The organism is Thermosporothrix sp. COM3 (assembly GCF_059696735.1).
Genome location: NZ_AP019376.1, coordinates 6356560 through 6378318, shown reverse-complemented (window position 1 = coordinate 6378318; position 21759 = coordinate 6356560). Strand labels below are relative to the sequence as shown.

At 53.4% G+C, this 21759-nt stretch carries 16 protein-coding genes and 1 pseudogene; 5 read left to right on the top strand and 12 right to left on the bottom strand.

Annotated elements, in window-relative coordinates; translation table 11 throughout:
* Positions 1–218: 218 nt before the first annotated feature.
* Positions 219–1112: a SirB1 family protein gene (locus KTH_RS27390; RefSeq protein WP_111324575.1), complete on the top strand. Its 894-nt coding sequence runs from the start codon at positions 219–221 to the stop codon at positions 1110–1112.
* Here the strand turns inward: KTH_RS27390 and KTH_RS27385 are convergent.
* Positions 1109–2968 carry a MutS family DNA mismatch repair protein gene (locus KTH_RS27385; protein WP_497622072.1) on the bottom strand — a complete coding sequence of 620 codons (1860 nt, stop codon included), beginning with the start codon at positions 2966–2968 and terminating at the stop codon, positions 1109–1111. The two genes, KTH_RS27390 and KTH_RS27385, sit on opposite strands and share 4 nt — an antisense overlap.
* A 196-nt stretch (positions 2969–3164) precedes the next feature.
* Between KTH_RS27385 and KTH_RS27380 the strand changes: the two genes are divergently transcribed.
* Complete coding sequence (locus tag KTH_RS27380; protein WP_497622070.1) at positions 3165–3932, top strand: 3-hydroxyacyl-CoA dehydrogenase; 768 nt, start codon at positions 3165–3167, stop codon at positions 3930–3932.
* Positions 3933–4591: 659 nt separating this feature from the next.
* Here KTH_RS27380 and KTH_RS27375 read toward each other — a convergent pair.
* On the bottom strand, positions 4592–5545 hold the full coding sequence (locus tag KTH_RS27375) for an N-acetylglucosamine kinase (protein ID WP_111324572.1): 954 nt from the start codon (positions 5543–5545) through the stop codon (positions 4592–4594).
* Positions 5546–6057: 512 nt separating this feature from the next.
* Between KTH_RS27375 and KTH_RS27370 the strand changes: the two genes are divergently transcribed.
* The gene (locus KTH_RS27370) at positions 6058–7476 is read left to right on the top strand and encodes a tetratricopeptide repeat protein (protein ID WP_137686189.1); all 1419 of its coding nucleotides are present in this window, start codon (positions 6058–6060) and stop codon (positions 7474–7476) included.
* A gap of 279 nt (positions 7477–7755) precedes the next feature.
* Positions 7756–9450 (top strand): dihydroxy-acid dehydratase, encoded by a 1695-nt coding sequence (gene ilvD, locus KTH_RS27365; RefSeq protein WP_111324569.1) that lies wholly within the window; start codon positions 7756–7758, stop codon positions 9448–9450.
* Positions 9451–9530: 80 nt separating this feature from the next.
* Here ilvD and KTH_RS27360 read toward each other — a convergent pair whose 3' ends face one another.
* The 3 genes from KTH_RS27360 to KTH_RS27350 all read right to left on the bottom strand — a co-directional run bounded on the left by KTH_RS27360 (position 9531) and on the right by KTH_RS27350 (position 11327).
* On the bottom strand, positions 9531–10085 hold the full coding sequence (locus tag KTH_RS27360; protein ID WP_111324568.1) for an SRPBCC family protein: 555 nt from the start codon (positions 10083–10085) through the stop codon (positions 9531–9533).
* A gap of 340 nt (positions 10086–10425) precedes the next feature.
* Positions 10426–10644 carry a hypothetical protein gene (locus tag KTH_RS27355; RefSeq protein ID WP_111324567.1) on the bottom strand — a complete coding sequence of 73 codons (219 nt, stop codon included), beginning with the start codon at positions 10642–10644 and terminating at the stop codon, positions 10426–10428.
* A gap of 191 nt (positions 10645–10835) precedes the next feature.
* Positions 10836–11327: a YfcE family phosphodiesterase gene (locus tag KTH_RS27350; protein ID WP_111324566.1), complete on the bottom strand. Its 492-nt coding sequence runs from the start codon at positions 11325–11327 to the stop codon at positions 10836–10838.
* Between the two features lie 211 nt (positions 11328–11538).
* On the opposite strand from KTH_RS27350, the pseudogene KTH_RS27345 reads away from it, so the two are divergent.
* Positions 11539–13014 (top strand): annotated as a pseudogene (locus tag KTH_RS27345) (serine/threonine-protein kinase).
* Here the strand turns inward: KTH_RS27345 and KTH_RS27340 are convergent.
* From KTH_RS27340 to KTH_RS27310, 7 genes are all read right to left on the bottom strand, one after another.
* Positions 13011–13934, bottom strand: a complete 924-nt coding sequence (locus tag KTH_RS27340) for an MBL fold metallo-hydrolase (RefSeq protein WP_170142788.1) — start codon at positions 13932–13934, stop codon at positions 13011–13013. The pseudogene KTH_RS27345 and the gene KTH_RS27340 overlap by 4 nt on opposite strands.
* Positions 13935–14647: 713 nt before the next feature.
* Positions 14648–15727: an isocitrate/isopropylmalate family dehydrogenase gene (locus KTH_RS27335; protein ID WP_497622067.1), complete on the bottom strand. Its 1080-nt coding sequence runs from the start codon at positions 15725–15727 to the stop codon at positions 14648–14650.
* Entirely contained in the window at positions 15724–16212 is a 489-nt protein-coding gene (locus KTH_RS27330) for a 3-isopropylmalate dehydratase small subunit (protein ID WP_111324560.1), read from the bottom strand. Before KTH_RS27330 ends, KTH_RS27335 begins: the two co-directional genes overlap by 4 nt.
* Positions 16209–17486, bottom strand: coding sequence for a 3-isopropylmalate dehydratase large subunit (locus KTH_RS27325; protein WP_111324559.1), 1278 nt, complete (start codon positions 17484–17486; stop codon positions 16209–16211). Before KTH_RS27325 ends, KTH_RS27330 begins: the two co-directional genes overlap by 4 nt.
* Positions 17474–18622 carry a LeuA family protein gene (locus KTH_RS27320; RefSeq protein WP_111324558.1) on the bottom strand — a complete coding sequence of 383 codons (1149 nt, stop codon included), beginning with the start codon at positions 18620–18622 and terminating at the stop codon, positions 17474–17476. Before KTH_RS27320 ends, KTH_RS27325 begins: the two co-directional genes overlap by 13 nt.
* On the bottom strand, positions 18619–20922 hold the full coding sequence (locus tag KTH_RS27315; protein WP_111324557.1) for a [LysW]-lysine hydrolase: 2304 nt from the start codon (positions 20920–20922) through the stop codon (positions 18619–18621). The genes KTH_RS27320 and KTH_RS27315 overlap by 4 nt, the downstream gene beginning before the upstream one ends.
* Positions 20919–21749 (bottom strand): [LysW]-aminoadipate kinase, encoded by an 831-nt coding sequence (locus KTH_RS27310; protein ID WP_111324556.1) that lies wholly within the window; start codon positions 21747–21749, stop codon positions 20919–20921. The genes KTH_RS27315 and KTH_RS27310 overlap by 4 nt, the downstream gene beginning before the upstream one ends.
* Positions 21750–21759 lie beyond the last annotated feature (10 nt).

Here is a 21759-nt window from a genome sequence, read left to right as displayed (position 1 = left end):
GTCCGGGCTGACGACATTTCCGCGGACGGGAATGGCCGTTCTCGTCCGCGTTCTTTATTGTATCCCGTTGGAGCGCATGAAACAAGCAGACAGGTACTTTCTCGTCCCGCTCTATCCTCCCGAAGAAAAAAGCTTTCCCTTAGATCGTCATACAGGTTAGTACGGCCGTACCTCTTAGCTTGCTAAGGAATGGTGTGGTATGGTTAAATGCTCTGAGTATGACAAAAGGATTTGCAGAAGAGAGCCCAAAAGAACGCATCTATCGAGAATTCGAGGCAATGGTACGCAAAGCAGATGCCAGCATTGATCTGGCACTCGCCGCCCTTGTCGTCGCAACACTTGAGTTTCCAGAGCTCGATAGAACACAGTATCTCCAACAGCTCGATAGGCTGGCCCATCGAGTCAGGGAGCTTGTTGCGCTTCCCCCCATAGAAGAGCAGCCGACGCTCCCGCTGGATATGGACCCCGGCGAACTGATCATAGCGTTGAACAAAGTCTTCTTTGAAGAGGAGGGCTTTCACGGCAATACAGAGGATTACTTTAACCCGGAGAACAGCTATCTCAATAAAGTGCTGGAAGAACGAACCGGCATTCCCATCACGCTTTCACTACTCTATATCGAGATAGCCAGACGCGCGGGCTTATCCCTTGATGGTATTGGCCTGCCCTATCACTTTGTCGTACGCTGTCGTCTTCCTGAGGGGTTCATCTACATTGATCCCTTCCATAGTGGAAACCTGCTGACCGAGCAAGATTGTATTGCCCTGATACAGCGTTTTGCACGCACACGTGTGCGTCCCCAATCAAGCTGGTTCAAACCAGTCTCCCGCAAAATGCTACTCTTCCGCATGCTCAATAATCTCAAGCGCATTTATCTGGATAGCGACGACTTTGAGCGCACTTTGATGATGAGCAACCTGCTGATTATTCTACGCCCCGATGATGCCTCGGAGCGGCGCGACCGGGGAATGCTTCATCTCCAACTGAAACGCTATGGTCGCGCCTTACATGACCTTCAGGACTATCTGAAACTGGACCCGGAGGCAACAGATCGCGAAGAGATACAGAAGTACCTCCAGCTCATTCGCCAGACCATCGCCATGCTGAACTAGTCGGCTCCTTCGGCAGCCTGAAGTTCATCATCAACCGGGAGGCCTTCCATCTGCATAATCTTTAGCGCATTCGTGGTCGGACAGGGGCCCTGCCGCAGTTTATAATCAAAGACCATTTGCCCATTCACCACCTCTTCGCGGAAATGGTAATTCCTGACATCTGGAAGCTGTTCCGCCAGTTTGACCAGTTCCAGATCATGCGTTGAGATCATTCCGGCACACAAGCGCCCAGCAACGGCCCGTACAAAGGCCCGGCTCCCTCTCAGGCGTTCACGGTTATTGGTTCCTTTAAAGATCTCATCTATGAAGAAAATCAGCGGATACCCCTTCTGATCCAGCGCATCAAGCAACTGGCGCAGGCGACGCACCTCTGCATAAAAGTACGAGTAGCCGTCCGTCACCGAATCACTGACACGAATACAGGTAAAGAGTCGATACAGGCCGGTTCGCATGCGTGTCGCATTGACTGGAGCTCCCGCATAGGCCAGACAGAGATTGACACCAAGCGTGCGCAAAAACGTGCTCTTTCCCGCCATATTAGAGCCGGTCAGGATATCCACCTCCCCCATATGCGAGAACGTGAAGCTGTTCGTCACCTTCTTCTCATCCAGTAAGAGCGGGTGTCCGATGTGCTCTGCCTCAAGCAGTGGGCTCGTGGTCTCCACGACTTCGGGCAGTGTATATTCTGGATTGAGGTATGCAAAGGTTGCCAGCGAGTTAACCGCTTCCAACTCAAACCAGCTATCCAGCCATTGAGGCAAGTGCTGTGCAAGCTGCTCTTTATAGCCACCAAGGCGATACGCGATGAACATATCCCAGGGCACAAAAGCATTAACGAGGAGCCAGAGCAACCCATTACTCTTCAAGGTCGCCATGTCAGCCAGCAGCCCGATCCCTTTCAGCAAAACAGATGGGCGTGCATTTTGCTGCTTGAAAAAGGGCTCACAGAGTTGCTTTAATTGGGGAGTGTTATCATAGCGATACTTCTCCAGGTATTCAAAGACAGCACGCAGAACCCCGAACGAGGTACTCATGTAACTGGCATCGTCAAAAATGTCACCGCGGAGATTGGCTGTCAGGAAAAACAGGATCAACGCAGCCAGCAGAGAAAGAGGCCACAGTTGCATCATCTCAGTAAACAGACCGACCACAAACAGCACAGGCGTCAGAATCTGGATTGCGAGCAAGATCCAGAAGACCGGGCGCAAGGCCGCGGGAGCGCGATTCTTCTTCAGCCATGCAAGCAGACGTTTCCCTTCAACCTGCTCTTTTGCTTTCCGGGTCGAGATCAGCGAGTTCAGCAGTAACCGATCACGGAAACGGGATAATGGACGCAATTCTCGCACCAGTGCCTGCCGCCTTTGTACCTCATCCAGCCGAGGCGAGGTCGTCAGCAGCCAGCTTAACAGCCGCTCGCTTCCATCACGAGAGAAGGCCTGATTGAGCAGCCGATAGAGCGAATGCTTCCCGACAATATCCAGATCCAGAGCAAATGGGTGTTCAGCCTGTGACGGCGGACTATAGGTAGGCTCAGGAATCTGTTCCCAATCCAGACGCATTCTCGCAACATGGACCGTTTTAATACGCAACAGCCCTTCATGACGCGAGAGGCTGCTATCCACCTTCGCATGCAGATGCGCAGCCGCAAAAAACGCCACCAGGGTGACGACGCCAAGTGCAATGCCCCAGTACCAGGTAAGCAGCCCTATCGCGACACTAAGCAGACCTCCACCAAAAAAAATGAGCACACGCATCCAGGACAAGCGGTTACTCTTTTGCTCTAATCGCTCTATTCTTCTTTTCAGTCTATCTATCTGACGTTCAAGTAAACGGATTCGTTCTTGCTTTGTGTTCACACCTGAAATTTCCTCTAATACTGGTATTCTTTATCCACTAAAAAAATCCATACTATCATCAGCAGTATACACAAGTTTCTATCCCCATGCCACCTCTTGTGAAGAGCACAAAAGAAAAGATATGATAAAAGAAAAGCGGCTCAGATATCGGGCTCAAATATTAATAGGACATTCAACGAAGAAAGGTAGCAGGACCATGCAACTCAAAGATAAGAGTATCCTGGTTACTGGTGGCGCTTCTGGACTGGGTGCCGCCTGCGTGCGTTTGCTCACAGAGGCTGGAGCAAAAGCCGCGATTCTTGACCTCAACGAAGAGGCCGGAACAGCCCTTGCCCGAGAGCTAGGAGCATCTGCCCTCTTTATCAAAACAGATGTCACCTCAGAAAACGATATTCAGTCCGCAATCACCACCTCAATACATACATTCGGCGCGATTCACGTTTTGATTAACTGTGCAGGTATTGGAACCGCCGAGAAAGTGCTTGGCAAGCGCGGCATCCATAGTCTGGACAGTTTCATCAAAACCATCAACATCAATCTGATAGGCACTTTCAATGCCATTCGTCTTGCCGCCGCCGCAATGGCCGAAAACCAGCCAAACGAAGAGGGAGAGCGCGGAGTCATCATCAATACCGCTTCCGTCGCGGCCTTTGATGGACAGATCGGGCAGGCAGCGTACTCGGCCTCGAAAGGCGGCATTGTTGGCATGACGCTGCCTATCGCTCGCGAGCTGGCAAGCCTGGGAATTCGGGTAATGACAATCGCACCTGGCATCTTTGATACCCCATTGATGGCCGGTCTTCCCGAAGCTGCACGTATTTCGCTCGGGCAACAGGTCCCCTTCCCATCTCGACTCGGCCGCCCTTCAGAGTATGCTGCCCTCGCTCGCCACATCATCGAAAATGTTATGTTGAATGGCGAGGTTATCCGCCTTGATGGTGCGATTCGGATGGCCCCGAAATAAGCTTCAACATATCTGTGGAAGGCTACTTCTTGCGGTAGCCTTCCAATCCTCATACCCCCATCTCCCCACATTCACTGCATGACCTCTTTTTTCTCAAAGCAAAAGGGAATAGGTCTTAGATGCTTATTCTCTCCAGGGAAGAGTATCGCTTTTACACATATACACATATAAAAGAGGCGTAGCATGGGTTATCTCCACTATTATTTCTGACAAGCCCCTTTGTATGATGCAGAAAGCCAATTTCCTCTGTGGAGCAGAGACATAGCCCTTATCGTAGAGGAAACCCAACACCAGGGGACTGACATCCCTGAACAAAGACACACACATCGTTGAGCCCGACTATGTTCAATTGAATGGTGCAGGCAACGAGGAATACAAAACCTTCTATCTTGATCTCCGAGACTGTCTCGCTCCTCTGGCCCTCAATCCGAAGCTTGGCCCTTTTGTACAACAGGCCAGCAGTCATACATTGTGGTCGTTACAGCCCTGATCCAGTTCGGCAAATGTTTTCCCGAAGCCGAGATATTCAGTGATGGCAACGTTGCTTTCCCGGGAGGCGGGACCTCCACCCCTGTCAGCAGCCTTTCGGCGAAAATGCCGGGCGCATTTTGAGGCGGGAAGGGAAGCAGGGACGGTTACACAGCCTCTCTTCTGGCATACTATCTGCTTCCCTTCTCCTGAAGCAACGCTTTCCCTTTCGCTATAATGCCCTCAACAGGCTGAAGCTTTGCTGCATCAATAAATGCCGAAGGCGCATAGGCCATAATCTGAGCAGTCAGGGTGGAGCGCACCAGCGCCTCATTCTGTAAAATTCCACCTTGAAGCACAACAGGAAATCTTTCTCGGCGCATCTGAAGCGTATCGACCACCGCACGAACCGCCATAAAGAGCTCGTCGGCGGCCCGCCTGAGAATAGTCTTCGCGACCTCGTCGCCGGTTCGGGCCGCCTCTCCTACCACCCGGGACAAACCGGCTATTTTCGCAATCGTATAGGAATCGCTATAGACCCAATCGATCAGATCCGTCGGGTGGCGGAAATGCAGAGTCTCCAGCACAAGGGCGCTCAAGTGGGTCGTGGGCCCGCGACCATCAAACGCACGCAGCACCGACCGGATCGCTTCTTTTCCGATCCAGTACCCGCCTCCCTCGTCTCCAACGCGATGCCCCCAACCACCAGCCCGGGCGCTTTTTCCCTCGGTGTTCAAGCCAAAGACAATCGAGCCCGTTCCAGCAATTGCCAGTACACCAGCATGCCCCGCAGTCGCGCCCAGGAGAGCAGCAAAGCCGTCATTTTCAAGGAAGATTTCCTGAGCCTGTACCCCATTCCTACGCAACGCATTTTTGATCAGATCCTCTATAATGAGGCGATCATGTGTGGTATCAAGCCCGGCCATCCCAAACAGAGCAATATCAACCTCGGGCTCCTGAATACCAGCACCCTTGAGCGCCTCATGAATGGCAAGCGTCACATTCTGTTCAGCCTCCTCTGCGCCCACACTCTGATAATTGCCCGGCCCTGCATGTCCCTCACCTCTCCATGAACCATCTTGTTCCGCACATACAACCAGGCACTTTGTCGCGCCACCATCAACAGCCAGAATAGGAATTCTCACCGTACCTTCTTTCCCCTTCCTCCAATGTTGCCTTCTTCAAGCAAAGGCACTATGTGTCTATGAGCGATAGTTGCTAAGCGTCTTTGCTCACAAGGTGGAGCCAAATGACAGCAACATATCATCCTCAGTATCAACAATAGCACCAAACGGCATATTCTGCATCACTATCAGGACCTGCGATCGCATACATAGGCGTATTCTCACATATCGGATGTGGATGTATTCTCTACTTTCTCCGTTATCCTTATTTCTGCCATGTCTGCTCATACAGCCTGACACGCCTTCTCAAGGAAGAGGAGAAGATAGAATATGAAGAGAAAAAGCATTATCAAGTTGATAGAAATGATAAATCTATGTTAAAAGATTGATATTCCCTTCCAACCGGACCTCGCGTATGATGCATCTGGAGGAACCATCTGAGGAATATAGTTCGTCTTCCACTCGATCTTTTCTCCGGCTAACCAGTGAGGGATTTGCGGTAGTAGTCGTGCGATTTCAATTCGAGGTTTAGAATGCAAACCGATTCAAACTTTCTCCTACGCTTTGATTTGTTTCAGCAGCTTGTGATGTGGATGAGTAGTGGGCTGCACGGAGAGCGTTGCAGCCGCCAGTACCTTGAAAAGAACCGCAATCTGATAGAGGATGATACTGAAAAGGAGTTGGAACGCCTGATTTCCGCGCATGCAGAAGAAACGCCTGAGATGAAAGAGAAGATGGACAAACACCGGATGCTCCTTCAAGAAACCCGCAAACGAGGGGGGACTATTCAGGCAATCCGCGAAGCTTATGTGAATCTCTATGGGGGCTTCGCGCTTGATCTTCCTCCCTGGCTCGAATCGTTTCAGATCCAATGGGAAGGTCTACAACAGCTCCATCGCCCGGAACGAACGCGCAGACGTATCATCTCGATCTTGCGCGAAGCCCTCGCGCAGGCACAGCGCGAATGTCATACAGATCCGGCTATCATTGCAGAACTCCATAATCAACTGGGACAACTGCTTGTACAGGGCCCACAAATGGTGACGCAACTGGCGCAGATCAAGGCGCTGGAAGAGGCAATCCTGCATCATCAGCAGGCAAGCAACATCTATACAATGGCCCGTTACCCATTACAATATGCAAAGACGCAAATTTATCTGGGACAGGCATATCTACAATATGCCAACGGTGGCCCCTGCACTATCGGCCAACGTGCGATAGAGAGCTTTCAGGAGGCATTGAAAATCTATACATTTGATCTCTTCCCTGAACAGTGGCTACAAACCTATACCTATCTGGGCTCCGCCTATATTCTGACACAGGTTGGAGATCGGAACGATAATATTGAGACAGGCATCATGTACCAGAAGAAAGCGCTTGAGCATATCACTGAACAGACGCCACGCACATTGCAAGCGATGATCTTTCTGCATCTGGGTGACGCCTATCGCGTTCGGACAATTGGTAAACGCAAGGAAAACCATTCTGCCGCGCGAAACTACTATTATGCCGCGTTACGGATCTTCACCAAAACGGAGCATCCCTATGAGTGGGGCCTGCTCCACTCGCGCCTTGCCGCCCTGAAAGAGGAATACCCGGAGCGAAACCATGAGAAGCGTGACAAGAATTTGCAATATGCGCTCGTCTGCTATGAAGAGGCGCTCAGTGTGTATACACCAGATACTTATCTGGTCGAGCATGCAGCAGTGCTTCGCCATATAGCGGATATTCATTTTCTCCGCCCACGAGGAGACCGCATTTCCAATCTGGAACAGGCGGCGCTGCACTATCGCAGGGCACTCTCTGTCTTTACAAGCAATACTTTTCCGGCTGATTATCGACAAACACTACTCAAGCTTGCTGAGACCTCACGCATGAAGCAGAATCTAATCAAGCAGCAGGGTGAGGCGCAGGCTCTTTCCTCTTCGGAAATCAGCAAAGATTGTGGCTGATGATGCAGGCAGTCTTCGTTTGCAAAATAAGAAGATTGCTGTATAATGATGAGAAATCCCAGAAGGCGTGATATTGAGCCAGACAGCAAGAGAAAAATCCTGCTCATATCACGCCATAGCACTTTTTCATTCCGATTTTTTCAGGCTTAACCCAGTTAGTCACGTGTGCCTGTTTGCTTTCACGACCACACCGCATTCGGTGGCCGTCTTCTGCCAGTGTCGGCGGGCGAAAAACCCGGCACACACCCAACAACGCTTAGTGAAAGGAAGCGTGCCATCATGTCAGAACACGAGCACTCTACCCCGCTCAACAGCCGCAGCAGGGAAATCACAGAAGGCGCTGCCCGTGCCGCTAACCGAGCCATGCTTCGCGCCGTCGGCATGACCGATGAAGATTTCCAGAAACCACTCATCGGCATCGCCAGCACGTGGGCCGAGATCACACCCTGTAACTCCCATATCAATCGCCTTGCAGAAAAAGTCAAAGAAGGCGTCCGCGTTGGCGGAGGTGCTCCCCAGATCTTTGGCACCGTCACTGTCAGCGATGGTATTTCAATGGGAACCGAGGGTATGCACTTCTCACTCCCAAGCCGCGAGGTAATTGCCGACTCAATCGAGCTAGCCAGCAATGCGCAACGCTTTGATGGCGTTGTGGCGATTGGCGGCTGTGATAAAAACATGCCCGGTTGTCTTATGGCCCTTGCGCGCCTCGATATTCCCAGTATTTTCGTATATGGCGGAACCATTCTTCCGGGTACCTGCCGTGGACACGATGTCGATATTGTCAGCGTATTTGAGGCTGTTGGTCAGTACAGCGCAGGCAAGATCTCACGCGAGCAGTTGCATGAAATCGAGTGCAGCGCTATCCCTGGAGCAGGCTCCTGCGGCGGCATGTATACTGCAAACACGATGGCCTCGGCTATTGAAGCGCTCGGTATGAGCCTCCCCGGCAGTTCCTCAATGCCCGCTGTAACGGCACGCAAATCCAATGACTGCTATGAGGCCGGACAGGCTGTTATTCGGCTGATAGAGAAGCAGCTTACCCCGCGCAAGATCATGACAAAGGAGTCCTTTGAGAACGCCATTACCCTCGTTATGGCACTTGGTGGCTCCACAAACGCGGTTCTGCACCTGATCGCGATTGCCCGTCAGATGGATATTCCCCTGACCATTGATGATTTCACCCGTATCGGTCAGAAGGTGCCGCATCTGGCAGACCTCAAACCCGGTGGCCGCTATGTAATGGCTGATCTCGACCGCATCGGTGGCACACAGGCCGTTATGAAATTCCTGCTCAAAGCAGGCTTCCTGCACGGTGACACAATGACCGTGACCGGCAAGACGCTGGCTGAGAATCTGGAAAACGCCCCCGATATGGCCGAGGATCAGAATATTATTATGCCGCTTGACAAGCCGCTACATCCCAGCGGTCCCCTGGTCATCCTCAAAGGAAATCTGGCTCCTGAGGGTGCAGTCTGTAAGATTGCAGGCCTGAAGGTCACCAGCCATCGCGGCCCGGCAAAGGTCTTTAACTCAGAACAGGAGACCTTCGACGCAATTATGAACCATAAGATCACACATGGCGATGTTGTGGTCATTCGCTATGAGGGCCCGAAGGGTGGACCGGGTATGCGTGAAATGCTGGCAGTGACCGCAGCGCTGGTCGGTCAGGGCTACGGTGAGACAGTCGGCCTGATCACAGATGGCCGCTTCTCTGGCGGCACACATGGTATGGTGGTCGGTCACGTGGCCCCCGAAGCGCAGGTCGGCGGCCCGATTGCTATCGTTCAGGATGGCGACATGATCACGATCGATGCGGATAAAAATCTCCTCTCTATCGATTTGACCGATGAAGAGATTGCGGAGCGCCTGAGCCGGTGGAAGGCTCCTGAGCCGAAATACAAAGCAGGGACTGTTATTGCCAAATATGCCAAGCTGGTGACATCCGCTTCCGATGGCGCGATCACACAATAACGCGCCTTTTTCCACTCAGACCTCAAAAAAAGAAGGAGCTATACCGTTTTCGGTATAGCTCCTTCTCGCTTTTGTCAGGATTACTTGCTTCGCTTCCGCAGCAGCGCAATGACAGCGATAGCAGCCACAGCCGCGATCGCCACACCGGTGTACATATTCTTGCGTGGCGGCACTGCACAGGTTGTTCCATCCTTCTGCACGACATACCCGAGCATATCGAGCATCTGGCCATAGACACGACGCAGCCCAAGCGGTGCGAATGTGCGTTCAAAGAAACCACCAACGCCTTCGCCTCCCTGCCACTCACTGGCAACACTCACCCGGGTCTGAGCACCCTCACCTTCCGGTGTCAGCGTCCATGTGGTGACAAACGAAGAGTTCGCGTCCTTTTCCTGCAACACTTTCCCTTTGACCACCTCATTGACGCTGATGTGATAGGATCGCTCCCGCTGAGCCGCATGGAACCGATAATCGACCACTGTTCCTTCACCCTTGCCGCCTTCTACTACCTTATAATCTTCATAGTTGGGAGGCAAAATCAGCGGTCGTTTTGTTTTGTAATCAGTCAATACTTCGTAGATGTCCTCGGGACGGGCATTATAGACACGTTCGCTGGAAACAATGATCTGGCTCATCACACATCATCCTTTACATTCTATCTACAATTGAGAATATGCAACATTTTCAATATCGTTCCGGGCAGTCTCAGCCATCTTCCACGACTGCCCGGTGCTCTCCTCATGCTGTATATCATAGCACTTTCATGAAGAGCGCTGGCAGGAAAATGGCGTACATCTACCGTCTTTCCTATTACGAACCTACGAGCGAGGAAGGTCACAGGTGGCACAAAGGGGAAGAAATTCAGAGCGCGGCCATAAAAAAAGGGCCTATCCGAAGTCTTGAAACTGCTTTGTTTCCCGACAACGAATAAGCTCATCATCTGCTTAACTGTGTTGGCATATACGAATATCCCGTTTAAGCTTCTTCTTTCTCCCACATATGCGCATAGACAATCAGGGATTTATCCAGTGGAATCTCTATCCAATTCACGCAATCAGATGCGGGCAATACATTTTCGTCATCTTTGCCCTGGACACTCCCCTCCACGCCTGGCATGAGAGCAGGTCGTGCTACCGTCTTATGGTCGGGGACAAAAATAAAGAAGTCTTCCTGCGGTAATACCTGGATACTCATACCGTTTCCTTCCTCCTTTGGGTGTAACAAATATGTTCACGTACTTTCCACTACTCATTATAGCCAGCCAATGTAAAGGGAATATGAAAAAGGGTTTAGAAATTCCTTAAAGAATTTTAGGCTATCCGCTTCTCCAAACCCGCACTGGCCGCTATCTTATTGGACAGGTCAATACAATCGGGCCCAACCCCTTACAACTCAAGGATCTCTGCTTGATTGGTCTCCGTATCGTAAATGGCACAGGTCGACCTGCCCTGAAGCCCGAGCACATCCCCCGGATTCAACCAGAGACACTCACCAATACGCTCCTCATGGAGCTGATGCGTATGTCCACAAAAGACGGCCTGATAATCGCCGGTACGGGCCAGCGCCTTTCCATAGAACGGATAATGCGTGACCGCGATTTTCGCTCCCGCAAATTCCAGTTCGGCATACTCACCGTGTAACTGAAGATTGGAAAAGCCTTCGTGCGCAAGTTGCAGCATGGTAAAGCGATCTCCATCGCCATTCCCGAACACACAATGAATCTCCAAACCCGAAGCGCCCATGATACGCGCCGGCACAGGAGAACAGAAATCACCACAGAAAATCAGCGTTGAAATACCGCGCTGCTGATACAGATCCAGCAGCTTCCGCAACTTATCGAGATTGTCATGCACGTCTGAAAAAACACCCAGTAGCATCTTTTCCCCCCTTTACCGCCCTCTATGCGGTGAATGATGCACTCGTCCTACTCGAAATAAGAGGTATCACTTCAGTTTTTAGAGAATATCGCTTTTCATACGTCTATATTGATAGAAACAGTGATAGAACACTGATCGAAACAGGAAAGCTTTATTCTCGCACGTTTCACATTTAAAGGAAGAATCGCTCCTCAACAGAGAGGATATCACTATGCTGGATAGCCACGAACTACTTAATACAACGCTAGGAAACTGTCGTTTGACTCGTATTCTTGGTCAGGGTGGCACGAGTACCGTGTATCTCGGCAGACAACAACATCCAAATCGCTTTGTTGCAGTGAAGGTTCTGTATCCCCGCTCCACCTGGGAAAGCTATGAGATCTTCCACGCCCGTTTCTGGCGAGAGGTGCACATCATTTCACGCCTCTCACACCGTCATATTATTCCGATCTACAGTTATGGGACGCAACCCTATCCATATCTGGTTATGCCCTATGCGCGAGAAGGTAGCTTGGAAGATATGCTTGCGCGTTCCGGTCCCCCTCCATTCTATCGCGCCATCCGCTATATCCTTGCAGCCTGCTCGGCGCTCGACTACGCGCACCAGAGGGATGTTATCCATCGCGATCTGAAGCCCGGGAACTTGCTTCTCCTCACTCCTGATACGCTGGTTCTGGCTGACTTTGGCATTGCTCGCCTGCAAAGCTCCTCACTCTGGGGAGAGTAGCCAACTCTGACCAGCAGCAATATCGTTCTGGGAACACCCGCCTACATGGCCCCTGAAATGTTCATGACACGTGACATCGATCATACCGTCGACATCTATGCTCTAGGCATCCTGCTCTATGAGCTGCTAGGTGGACAGATTCCCCGCAAGCAGCATCCTCCATTTCAGGCGGTAAACCCACAACCACTGCCTTCGCTCTCACAACAGCGACCAGAGCTCCCCGCCGCCATTGACATGATTATCTGGAAGGCAACCGCATATCAGCCACACAGGCGCTATCAATCAGCACGACATCTGGCACAGGACTTGCGAGCTCTTTTTGTGGCCCCTGACGATCAATACACAGTGTATCGTTCGCTGTATCATTATAAGCCTGCACACCGGAAGCCCGTTTCCTCCGCGCTACAGAACACATCGCGAAAACCTCCAGATCAGAAGAGGCGATCTGCTCCGCGCTCCACAGAGCCGGCCCCCCCTATGCCGCCCCGTCGTCGCAAAAGACGACATACAGGCTTTCTCCTTCTCTGGCTACTCCTGCTCCTCGGTCTGTGTAGTGGTATAGCCTTCCTCTCGCTTATCGCTGCCGTCTCAGCAAAGACAACATCTCACCCCGCGCACGCCGTCATCGCTACATACTTTGACAGTCTTCAGCAACACAACTATCAGGCTGCCTATCACTGTCTCAGCCCTGTCTATCAGAAAGATCACCCGCTGGACGATTTCATACGCGGCTTTACCTCCACCCGCGACCAACATTATGAGATCAACAACACAAGCTACCAGTCACCGAGGCAAGTTACTATTGAAATTACACTGACGGCCACTGAAGTGCTCACCAATGGACGGACATATCGCGCGGTCTACATCTGGACTGGAACGCTTCAGTGCAATGCCCGCGACCAATGGGAGATTCTCGCTATACAGCAGCATCTCATTGCTCGCGCCGAGATCGCAGCTTAATCCGTTTGCTTCTTCTGCCCCATCAAATACTGTACCATCAAGCGAATGTTTCGCGTATGAGCCTCGTTGTAATAGCCATGCGATATCTGTTCACTCCCGCCAGCAATCGCCTCTTCATAAGGAAAGTGAACGGAGCGGACCGCATCTTCCAGAGTCTGTTCATCAACTTGCTGTTGTGCCAAAACCTGTTGACAGCGTCGCTCCAACTCCTGAAAATAGGCGAGATTGCGCGTAATCAGTGCCGGATCATTCTTCTCGCCATGACAGCAGAGCATATGAGCGGGCTGCAAAGCCTGTAAACGTTCTAGCGTGGCAAACATCACAGGTACACTCTCGGCATCCGCCAGCGAAGGGAACGGATCTTCCACGGCATCAAAGGCCAGCAGCAGGCGTATCTCTGGAATCCAGACCGCGATATGATCGGGCTGATGTCCCGGCGCGTGGAACAGTTCCAGCGTCATATCGTCACAGTTGATCGTCATACGATCGGAAAATGTCAGCGTCGGCGGGACAAGCTCTACGTTATGGAAACAAGCAAACTGCTGCTGATATTCCCGCAAAGCCTCCTGAGCTTCGGCAGAAAGCATACGCTCCCGACAGCGCTCGTGAGCGATAACCGGGGCAAGGAAAGTACCACGAAAATAACCATTGCCCCAGGTGTGATCCCAGTCCGCATGGCTGTTGATAATCAACAGGCGTCGTCCGCGCAAATACTCGCGCACCTGCTCAAGCTCCGTTTCCATGTCCTCAGGACCAAGCAAGGTATCACATATCACCACATAGCGCTCGGTCAACAATACAAAACCATAGACAAAGAGATTCTCCGTCTCTCCATCCTTGCTGAAAGATGAGCGAAAAACACGCACTCGATCATCATCTATCAGCCCGACAACAGGCACAAAGCCACGTTTCGCCAACATTGTATCATCCTCTTTAGATATAAACCCTCCACCCCCCATCTCTCTCTTTTGCAGCGTTTCTCATAGCGTGCTCACTCACTGAAGGCTGCGCTTCCACGCATCAGCCGCCGAAATCAGCTTTCAGCAAACGTCAATCACCTCCCGCGAAAGCAGGAGGCTTGTGTCTGAACTCCACTGCCACTCAGAGCACCGTTGCAGGCGCTCTGCATTGGCTTCCTTGTTCGACACATCAGGGACAAGTGACACGTACCCCGTTCTCGTCCGGTCCTGCCGGGCAGAAGCGTTCTCCGTTCGATGCGTGTATCAGTTCAATGCGCGACTGGATCTTGCTGCACGTAATTGATGGTACTATCCGAGAAAAAGCGTGTCAAGAATTTTGAAGAAAGTGTCATTTTTGAGAGGAAGCCTCTGCAGCTCTCTCTTTGACACGCTTCTACCTCCGTTGCAACAGACCCATTCCTCCCCGGCTTGAAAGCCGTGGACTTCCTGTGAATTCCCCGCTTTTAGATCCGCTCTCTATAACTCTCTATAAAAGAGAACGCAAAATTATCAATTTCGTGACAGAGGTATTTCTGCTCCCACATGTAAAGGACAGCATACCCGTCAAGTCGCTTTCTCATTATCGTGTTTTTCGCGTCTCCGGTCAATATCTTATAAAAAAAGACGGTGCCACGTCTGAAACGCGACACCGTCCCTCCCGATACAAGGAAAAGCTAAACAGTGAGTTGTGCAAGTGCCAGTTGAACGGCTTCCACAAAATCTGTGGTACTGGCAGATCCTCCTTGATCGACGGTCAACACTCGGCCCTCCTGATAGATCTGCGCCAGCGCCGCTCGGAGCACTTCTGCCTGCCGGGCATAGCCATACCGCTCAAGCAACATTGCGCCTGAAAGCAGCATTGCCGTGGGATTGATCACATTCTTTCCAGCCAGATCAGGCGCAGACCCGTGGACCGGTTCAAAGTAGGCATAGGAATCACCATAACAGGCACTGGGAGCCAGCCCCAGTCCGCCGATTGTACCGCTTGCCGCATCTGCCAGAATGTCGCCATGTTCGTTGTTCAGCACGACAACGTCCAGCGTCTCCGGCACCGCAATCAGACGGCGTGCCAGATCATCAACCAGAAACTCCTGATACTGTAACTCGGGATACCGCGCCACTGTCTCCCGCACAATCTCACGGAAACGGCCATCCGTTTTCGGCAGGATCGAGTACTTTGCGCCGAGCGTAACCCGTCCGGGATAACCAGCCTCTTTCCGCTTGAGGGCGAGCTGGCAGGCAGCATCAGCGACCCGCTGTGACTGCTCATCAGTGCAAACACGCACGGCATAGGTTCCCTGCTGTCCCTCTATCGGTGGCTGCCACCAGCTTGAACTACTGGCAAGGGCAGACAATTCGGAAAGCGCCCCTTCACGTGGTGGATACATCCCTTCCAGATTTTCGCGCACAATCACATAATCAATGCGTTCTGGATGCGCCATCGGGCTCTGATAGCCGGGATACCAGCGCACTGGACGAATATTGACGGCGGTCTGCTTGCCCCAACGCAAATACCAGAGGACAGGGCGACTTGGGCCACCACTCGCGCCAAAGAGCGTGCAGTCAGCCGCATCAATGGCCTCACGGGTCTGGGCCGGGAACGGATCACCATGCAGCACCTGGGCCTCACGCCCGCTGATCGCTTCCACAAAGCGAATATCAGGGGCCAGTGCCCGCAACACCTCAACCGTCGGACGCACCACTTCAGGCGCGGCATCATCACCCGGAATCACACAAACAGTCAGAGGCTTCATCGCAGGGTGCCTTCCCTTTTAATGTAATTGATGATTCCACCGGCCTCAACAATTCGTGCGACAAAGGGGTCAAGCGGCTGCGCCTGGAATACCTGTCCCGTTGTCAGATTACGGATCTGACCAGTCTCCAGATCGACATCTATTTCCTGTCCGTCGTCGCTGGCAAGCACGGCCTCCTCACATACCAGTACCGGCAGACCAATATTTACAGCATTGCGATAGAAGATACGGGCAAAGCTTCGTGCGATTACCACCTTTACCCCGTTCGCCTGAATAGCAGCCGGAGCATGTTCGCGAGATGAGCCGCAGCCGAAGTTGTGTCCTGCCATCACGACATCACCCGGCTGTACCTCCTGCGCGAATTGAGGCAAGATCTCACAGAGGCAGTGTTTCGCCAATTGTGTTCGATCAGTCGTGACGTTGTAGCGTCCGGGAATAATCACATCAGTATTGATATTGTCTCCAAGCTTCCAGATACGGCTCATTCCTGTTCGTTCCTTTCTCGTACTGCACCAGCCAGAAATTCGCGGGGATCGGTGATATGTCCGGTCAGAGCGGTCGCGGCAACGGTTGCCGGGCTCCCCAGATAAATTTCAGCGGTCGGGTCACCCATGCGTCCGGTAAAGTTTCGATTCATTGTGGTCAGGGCACGCTCTCCGGGGCCAAGCACACCATAGTGACGCCCGATACAGGGACCGCAGCCCGGCGTGCCAACCGAAGCACCTGCCTGAACAAATGTCTCAAGATAGCCGAGGCGCATCGCCTCAAGATAGATCTCACGAGAGGCCGGGATGACCACCATACGAATATCAGGATGGATCCGCTTGCCACGCAGGATGCTGGCGGCGATCGCGAGATCGTCGAGGCGGCCATTGGTGCAGGTCCCCAGGAAGACCTGATCAATTTTGATATGCTCGACTTCCTGAACCGGAACCACGTTATTCACATCAGGCGGGCAGGCAATCAACGGAGACAGCGTCGAAGCATCGATCTCAACAACACGCTCATACTGCGGATTGTGGGGTGCAAGCATCGGGTACTCTTTATCAGTACGTCCGCGCAGCCATTCCACAGTCTTCTCATCCGGGGCAACCAGGCCGGCCTTTCCACCCATCTCGATTGCCATATTACAGAAGGTAAAGCGCTCACTGATTGAGAAGCGACGCACCAGATCACCGGTATACTCAACAGCGCGATAGTTCGCGCCATCGACGCCAACGCGGCGCACCATCTCTAATGTGACATCTTTCGCGTATACACCGAACGGGAGTTCACCGGTCAGATGAATGTTGATGGTAGAAGGAACCCGGAACCACGTTCGTCCCGTCGCGTAGGCCACACCGATGTCAGTAGACCCCATCCCTGTCGCAAACGCTCCAAGCGCTCCGTAGGTGCAGGTATGACTATCAGCGCCCACAATTACCGAACCGGGGGTTACAAAGCCCTTTTCCGGCATCACCTGATGACAGATGCCCTCTTGCAGGACCTCGATTTGCTGTTCACGAGCAAACGAGCGTACATCCCGTTGTAAGGTAGCTGCTGCGACCGTTGCAGCCGGAATGATATGGTCAAACACAATATGCGCGCGCTGAGCGTTAAACACCCGGCCATTCTCAGTCAGCTTGCGGAAAGCCTGAATGGCAAGCGGCGATGTAGTGTCATGGCTCATTACATGATCGACTTCAACAACCACAGTCTCACCCTGCGTTACAGGGCGCCCGAGCTTATAGCTAAAAATCTCTTCGGCTAGCGTTCCCATACGAGATTTCCTTTCTCTTGATACCAGTTGAGAATAAATGTATCGACTTCATCTTGACTCATTGCACCTGTATCCGCCCGCTCTTTCAGCGCCTGCGTCAGGTGCACAATTTCATCGGCGTTCAATTCAATGCCCAGAGCCGCAGCGCGATGCCCGACTGCATAGCGCCCGGTGTAACGAGACCCGACTTCCACGTTGCGGGCAAGGCCAAAGTCCTGCGGGTCCAAAATCTCATAGGCACGCGGATTACGTAAGACGGCCTTTGTATGAATTCCAGCCCGATGAGTAAAGGCCCCGGGCGCTGTAATCGGATTGTTGAACGGGATCGAGAGATGCAGGCACTCCGCAACATAGCGATCCACTTCCGGCAGACGGGTCAGATCATAGGTTGCCAGCCGCTCAGGATAATGGATATACAACTGAGCAATCAGCCCGCTGAGCGAGGCAATCCCGTTGCGCTCTCCGATTCCCAGCACTGTCACATCGAGGCAGTCAGCGCCCCCTTCAAAGGCGGCAACCGTGTTTGCCACCGCACAGCCCGTATCGTTATGGCCATGAAACTCGATCCCGACGCCCGGATAGCGTTCCGCACAGAGACGCACCAGACTTTCCACCTGGCGCGGCGTGGCCACACCGACGGTATCAGGGAGACCAATCCGCTGTGCGCCCGCCTCCACAACCGCGTCAAAGGTAGTGAGCAGATCTACCAGATCGCTGCGAAACGCATCCTCGGCAGAGAAGCGCACGTAACGCCCCGCTGCTCTGATCTGACGGATCAACGGCACCGCATCCGAGATAATCTGCTCGATACGCTTCCCGTGACTGAACGAGCGCAGTTCCGGTGAGGTGCCATAGAAGAGATTTAGCCCATCAACACCGGTCTCTAAGGCGGCCTGTACATCGGCCTCAGCGCAACGCACATGCGCAACAACCCGCGCCCGAAGTTGGAGTCCACAAATCTCCTGCACAGCTCGGCGTGTCTCCGCCGACGCAATTGGTGAAGGCACTTCGATAAATGAAACTCCGACCGCATCCAGCAGGCGAGCAATCTGCACCCGTTGCTCCAGCGTAAAATAGGCGCCGGTTAATTGCTCACCCTCTCTCAATGTCGTATCCAGTACATGTAGCGTTCTCATCTCTCTGCTTCCCTTCCCCCTGCGATCTCTTGTAAGACCAGCTCAAGTACCCTGATAGCATGCTGATACTCTGCAATGCGAATATGCTCCTGTGGTGTATGATCGAGCCGAGAGTCCCCGGGCCCATATGCGACAATGTTCTGTCCCCAGACCGGGCCCACAACATTCATATCTGACGTGCCGGTTTTGTATTTAAACGACGGTGCTTGTCCGGTAGCTCGTAGCGCAGCAATAAAGGCTCGTGCAAGGGGTGTAGTGCGCGTGCTGCGGAAGGCAGCTTCCTCTCCCGAGAAGCTCAGGTGAATATCGGCCTCGCAGGCCCATTGCACCAGTTGGCGTCTCAAGCCTGTGATGTCAAATTCGGGCGGTAAACGGTACCCAATCATAAAGCGGGTGCGATCGATCAGGCCATCACTCTCGCTGCTGATACTGCGCAATGAGGGCATCAGCGCGGCAAAGGCAGAAGCTCCAGCGTGCTCGGCGTTCCAGGCTTCGGCATGCTGTCGAACTCGCTCCCAGAAAGCGGCCGCCCGCTCACTGCTGCTGCTCTGTGGTCCAGCACTATGGCTCAGATCACACTCTACACAGCAATCCAGCAGGAGACGCCCCTTATACCCGATCGTTACTGCTGCGCTACCGCTTGGCTCACCAATAATGCAGGCGGCAGGCTGATAGCGCTGTACCACTGCTCGCGCGCCTCGAGACGTCGCGGCCTCTTCCTCAACCGCTCCAATGACCACGACCGGGCGGGAGAGCTCACCACGCTGATGCGCTCTCGCAGTCGCAACTACAAACGCCGCCAGTGGTCCCTTCGCATCAACAGCACCTCGGCCATAGAGAACCCCATCTTCAAGCCGTACTGGGATATTGCCCGGTACTGTGTCCATATGCCCGAGCAGCACTACAGGCTGGATCTCACCAGGTTCAGCATGGGTACAGGCGACGAAGTTTCCAGCTTCATCAACCGAGGCATGTAATCCCATCACTCGTGCCTGCTCTGCCAGGAAATGCGCCAGACGTCCTTCTTGCCGGGAAAGACTGGGGATCATCAACATCTGTTGTAGCAATGCCACTTCCGGCGCTTCGGAGACAGGCTGTTCTGCCGGCTGTACCGGCTCTGTCGTAGCACCAAGCACCTCGGCCAGCACATCGATCACATGGTTCAATTGCGCTTCCTCGATAACCAGAGGAGGCAAGAGGCGGATGACGTTCGGGCCCGCAGGCAGCGCAAGGATGCCTCGCTCACAGAGCATCTCCAGATAGGGCTGAGCTTTGCGCGTCAACTCGATTCCGATCAGCAGACCACGCCCTCGCACCTGACGAATAAGCGGAGAGCGCAGAGAGCTCAGGCGGTCAACAGCATGAGCACCAAGCTGCTCGGCATGTTGCGGCAAGTGTTCACGTTCGAGAATGTCCAGTGTTGTGAGAGCAGCGGCACAGGCAAGAGGATTCCCCCCGAAGGTGCTTCCATGAACGCCCTTGCCAATACGTCCACTCTCGATCACGCGCGTTCCAAGTGCAATAACGCCCATTGGCACACCACCGCCAAGCGCTTTCGCCAGACACAGGATATCCGGCTGAAGGTCGTAGTGCTCACAGGCAAAGAGCCGTCCCGTTCGCCCGAACCCGGTCTGAATTTCATCGACGATCAGCAGTGCACCACGCTCGCGGCACAAACGCGCAACACCGGCGACATATTCAGGTGTCGCGATATGTACGCCTCCCTCACCCTGCACCAGCTCAAGAATAACGGCTGCCGTCTCCTCGGTAATCGCACGATCCATCGCCCCAAGATCGTTATACCGCACATGTGTAACTCCCGGCATCAATGGCGCAAATGGCTCACGGTAGTGGCGCTCCCAGGTTGCAGCCAGCGCTCCCATTGTGCGTCCGTGAAAGCCGCGCAGGGCCGCCACAAAACCAGTACGTCCGGTTGCCAGACGCGCGAATTTGAAGGCTCCTTCGACGGCCTCGGTTCCACTATTGCAGAGGAAAAAGCGCTCCAATCCAGCCGGAGTAATCCGGGCCAGCCGTTCAAGCAATTGTGCACGGACATCATTATAAAAGATCTCCGGGCAGGTGATCACCCGTTGCGCCTGTGCAGCCAGCGCAGCAGCGATCTCACTACGACCATGTCCGATGCTGGCAACGCCCATACCCGAAGCACAGTCGATATACTCGCGTCCGTCTGCGTCCCAGAGCAATGCACCACTGCCGCGCACAATCGCAACCTGACGTTTCCCATACACGCCGCTGGTAAACCGACTCTCACGCTCAATTATCTCGATATTTGGTGTCATAGCTGTGTTCCTCCTACTGCGACATGTATGTTTTCAATCATGGTTCCCGCTCCAAGCAACAGCGCACGTAACGAATCGTTGCCAATACAAACCCGGTTGACCCCGCGCTGCAAGGCCTCCTGAGCGCCCAACAATTTCTTACGCATCCGCCCACGAGCGTATTGCATATATGCATCCAACCGATCAGCCGGAATAGAACGGATCAACGACGCGTGATCCTCAGGATTCTCCAACAGCCCGGGAACATTGGTCATAATCGCCAGTGCATCCGCTTCCAGAGCCCCCGCGACCGCCGCCGCCGCTCTGTCGCCATCAACATTCAGACGTTCCCCCTCATAGCTCAAAGCCAGCGGCGCAATCACCGGAACGTAGCCCGCATCCAGCAGGGTACGCAGCAATGTGGCATTCACCTGTTCAATCTGTCCCGTATAGTCATCGCGAATGATCTGCACACGTCCATCAGGGCGGAGCGAGCGAACCGCGCTCTTGCGCCGCGCCACTAACAGCCTCCCATCGACGCCGGCCAGTCCAAGCGCGTTGACTCCCTGCCGCTGTAGGGCCGCCACCAGATCCGTATTGATCTGACCGGCAACAGCCATCGAAAAGATGCGCAGGGTCTCGCTATCGGTATAGCGGCTGGTCATGCCTCCCGGTGTGGTAATCGTACGCACCTCATGACCAAGTTGCTGTGACAGCATATTGGTCAGGTCAGAGCCTCCATGCAGAAGGACCACGCGCTCACCCTCCGCGACCAGTTGCGCGATCTCACGAATGTAGTTTTCGGTTGCGACACCTGCCGCGCCGCCAATCTTCACAACGAGCGTCACTGTGCTCCTC

Coding starts and splice junctions, on each gene's coding strand:
- KTH_RS27390 (WP_111324575.1), top strand. CDS start 219: ATGACAAAAGGATTTGCAGAAGAGAGCCCAAAAGAACGCATCTATCGA.
- KTH_RS27380 (WP_497622070.1), top strand. CDS start 3,165: ATGCAACTCAAAGATAAGAGTATCCTGGTTACTGGTGGCGCTTCTGGA.
- KTH_RS27370 (WP_137686189.1), top strand. CDS start 6,058: ATGCAAACCGATTCAAACTTTCTCCTACGCTTTGATTTGTTTCAGCAG.
- ilvD (WP_111324569.1), top strand. CDS start 7,756: ATGTCAGAACACGAGCACTCTACCCCGCTCAACAGCCGCAGCAGGGAA.
- KTH_RS27360 (WP_111324568.1), bottom strand. CDS start 10,085: ATGAGCCAGATCATTGTTTCCAGCGAACGTGTCTATAATGCCCGTCCC.
- KTH_RS27355 (WP_111324567.1), bottom strand. CDS start 10,644: ATGAGTATCCAGGTATTACCGCAGGAAGACTTCTTTATTTTTGTCCCC.
- KTH_RS27350 (WP_111324566.1), bottom strand. CDS start 11,327: ATGCTACTGGGTGTTTTTTCAGACGTGCATGACAATCTCGATAAGTTG.
- KTH_RS27340 (WP_170142788.1), bottom strand. CDS start 13,934: ATGTTGGCGAAACGTGGCTTTGTGCCTGTTGTCGGGCTGATAGATGAT.
- KTH_RS27335 (WP_497622067.1), bottom strand. CDS start 15,727: ATGAAGCCTCTGACTGTTTGTGTGATTCCGGGTGATGATGCCGCGCCT.
- KTH_RS27330 (WP_111324560.1), bottom strand. CDS start 16,212: ATGAGCCGTATCTGGAAGCTTGGAGACAATATCAATACTGATGTGATT.
- KTH_RS27325 (WP_111324559.1), bottom strand. CDS start 17,486: ATGGGAACGCTAGCCGAAGAGATTTTTAGCTATAAGCTCGGGCGCCCT.
- KTH_RS27320 (WP_111324558.1), bottom strand. CDS start 18,622: ATGAGAACGCTACATGTACTGGATACGACATTGAGAGAGGGTGAGCAA.
- KTH_RS27315 (WP_111324557.1), bottom strand. CDS start 20,922: ATGACACCAAATATCGAGATAATTGAGCGTGAGAGTCGGTTTACCAGC.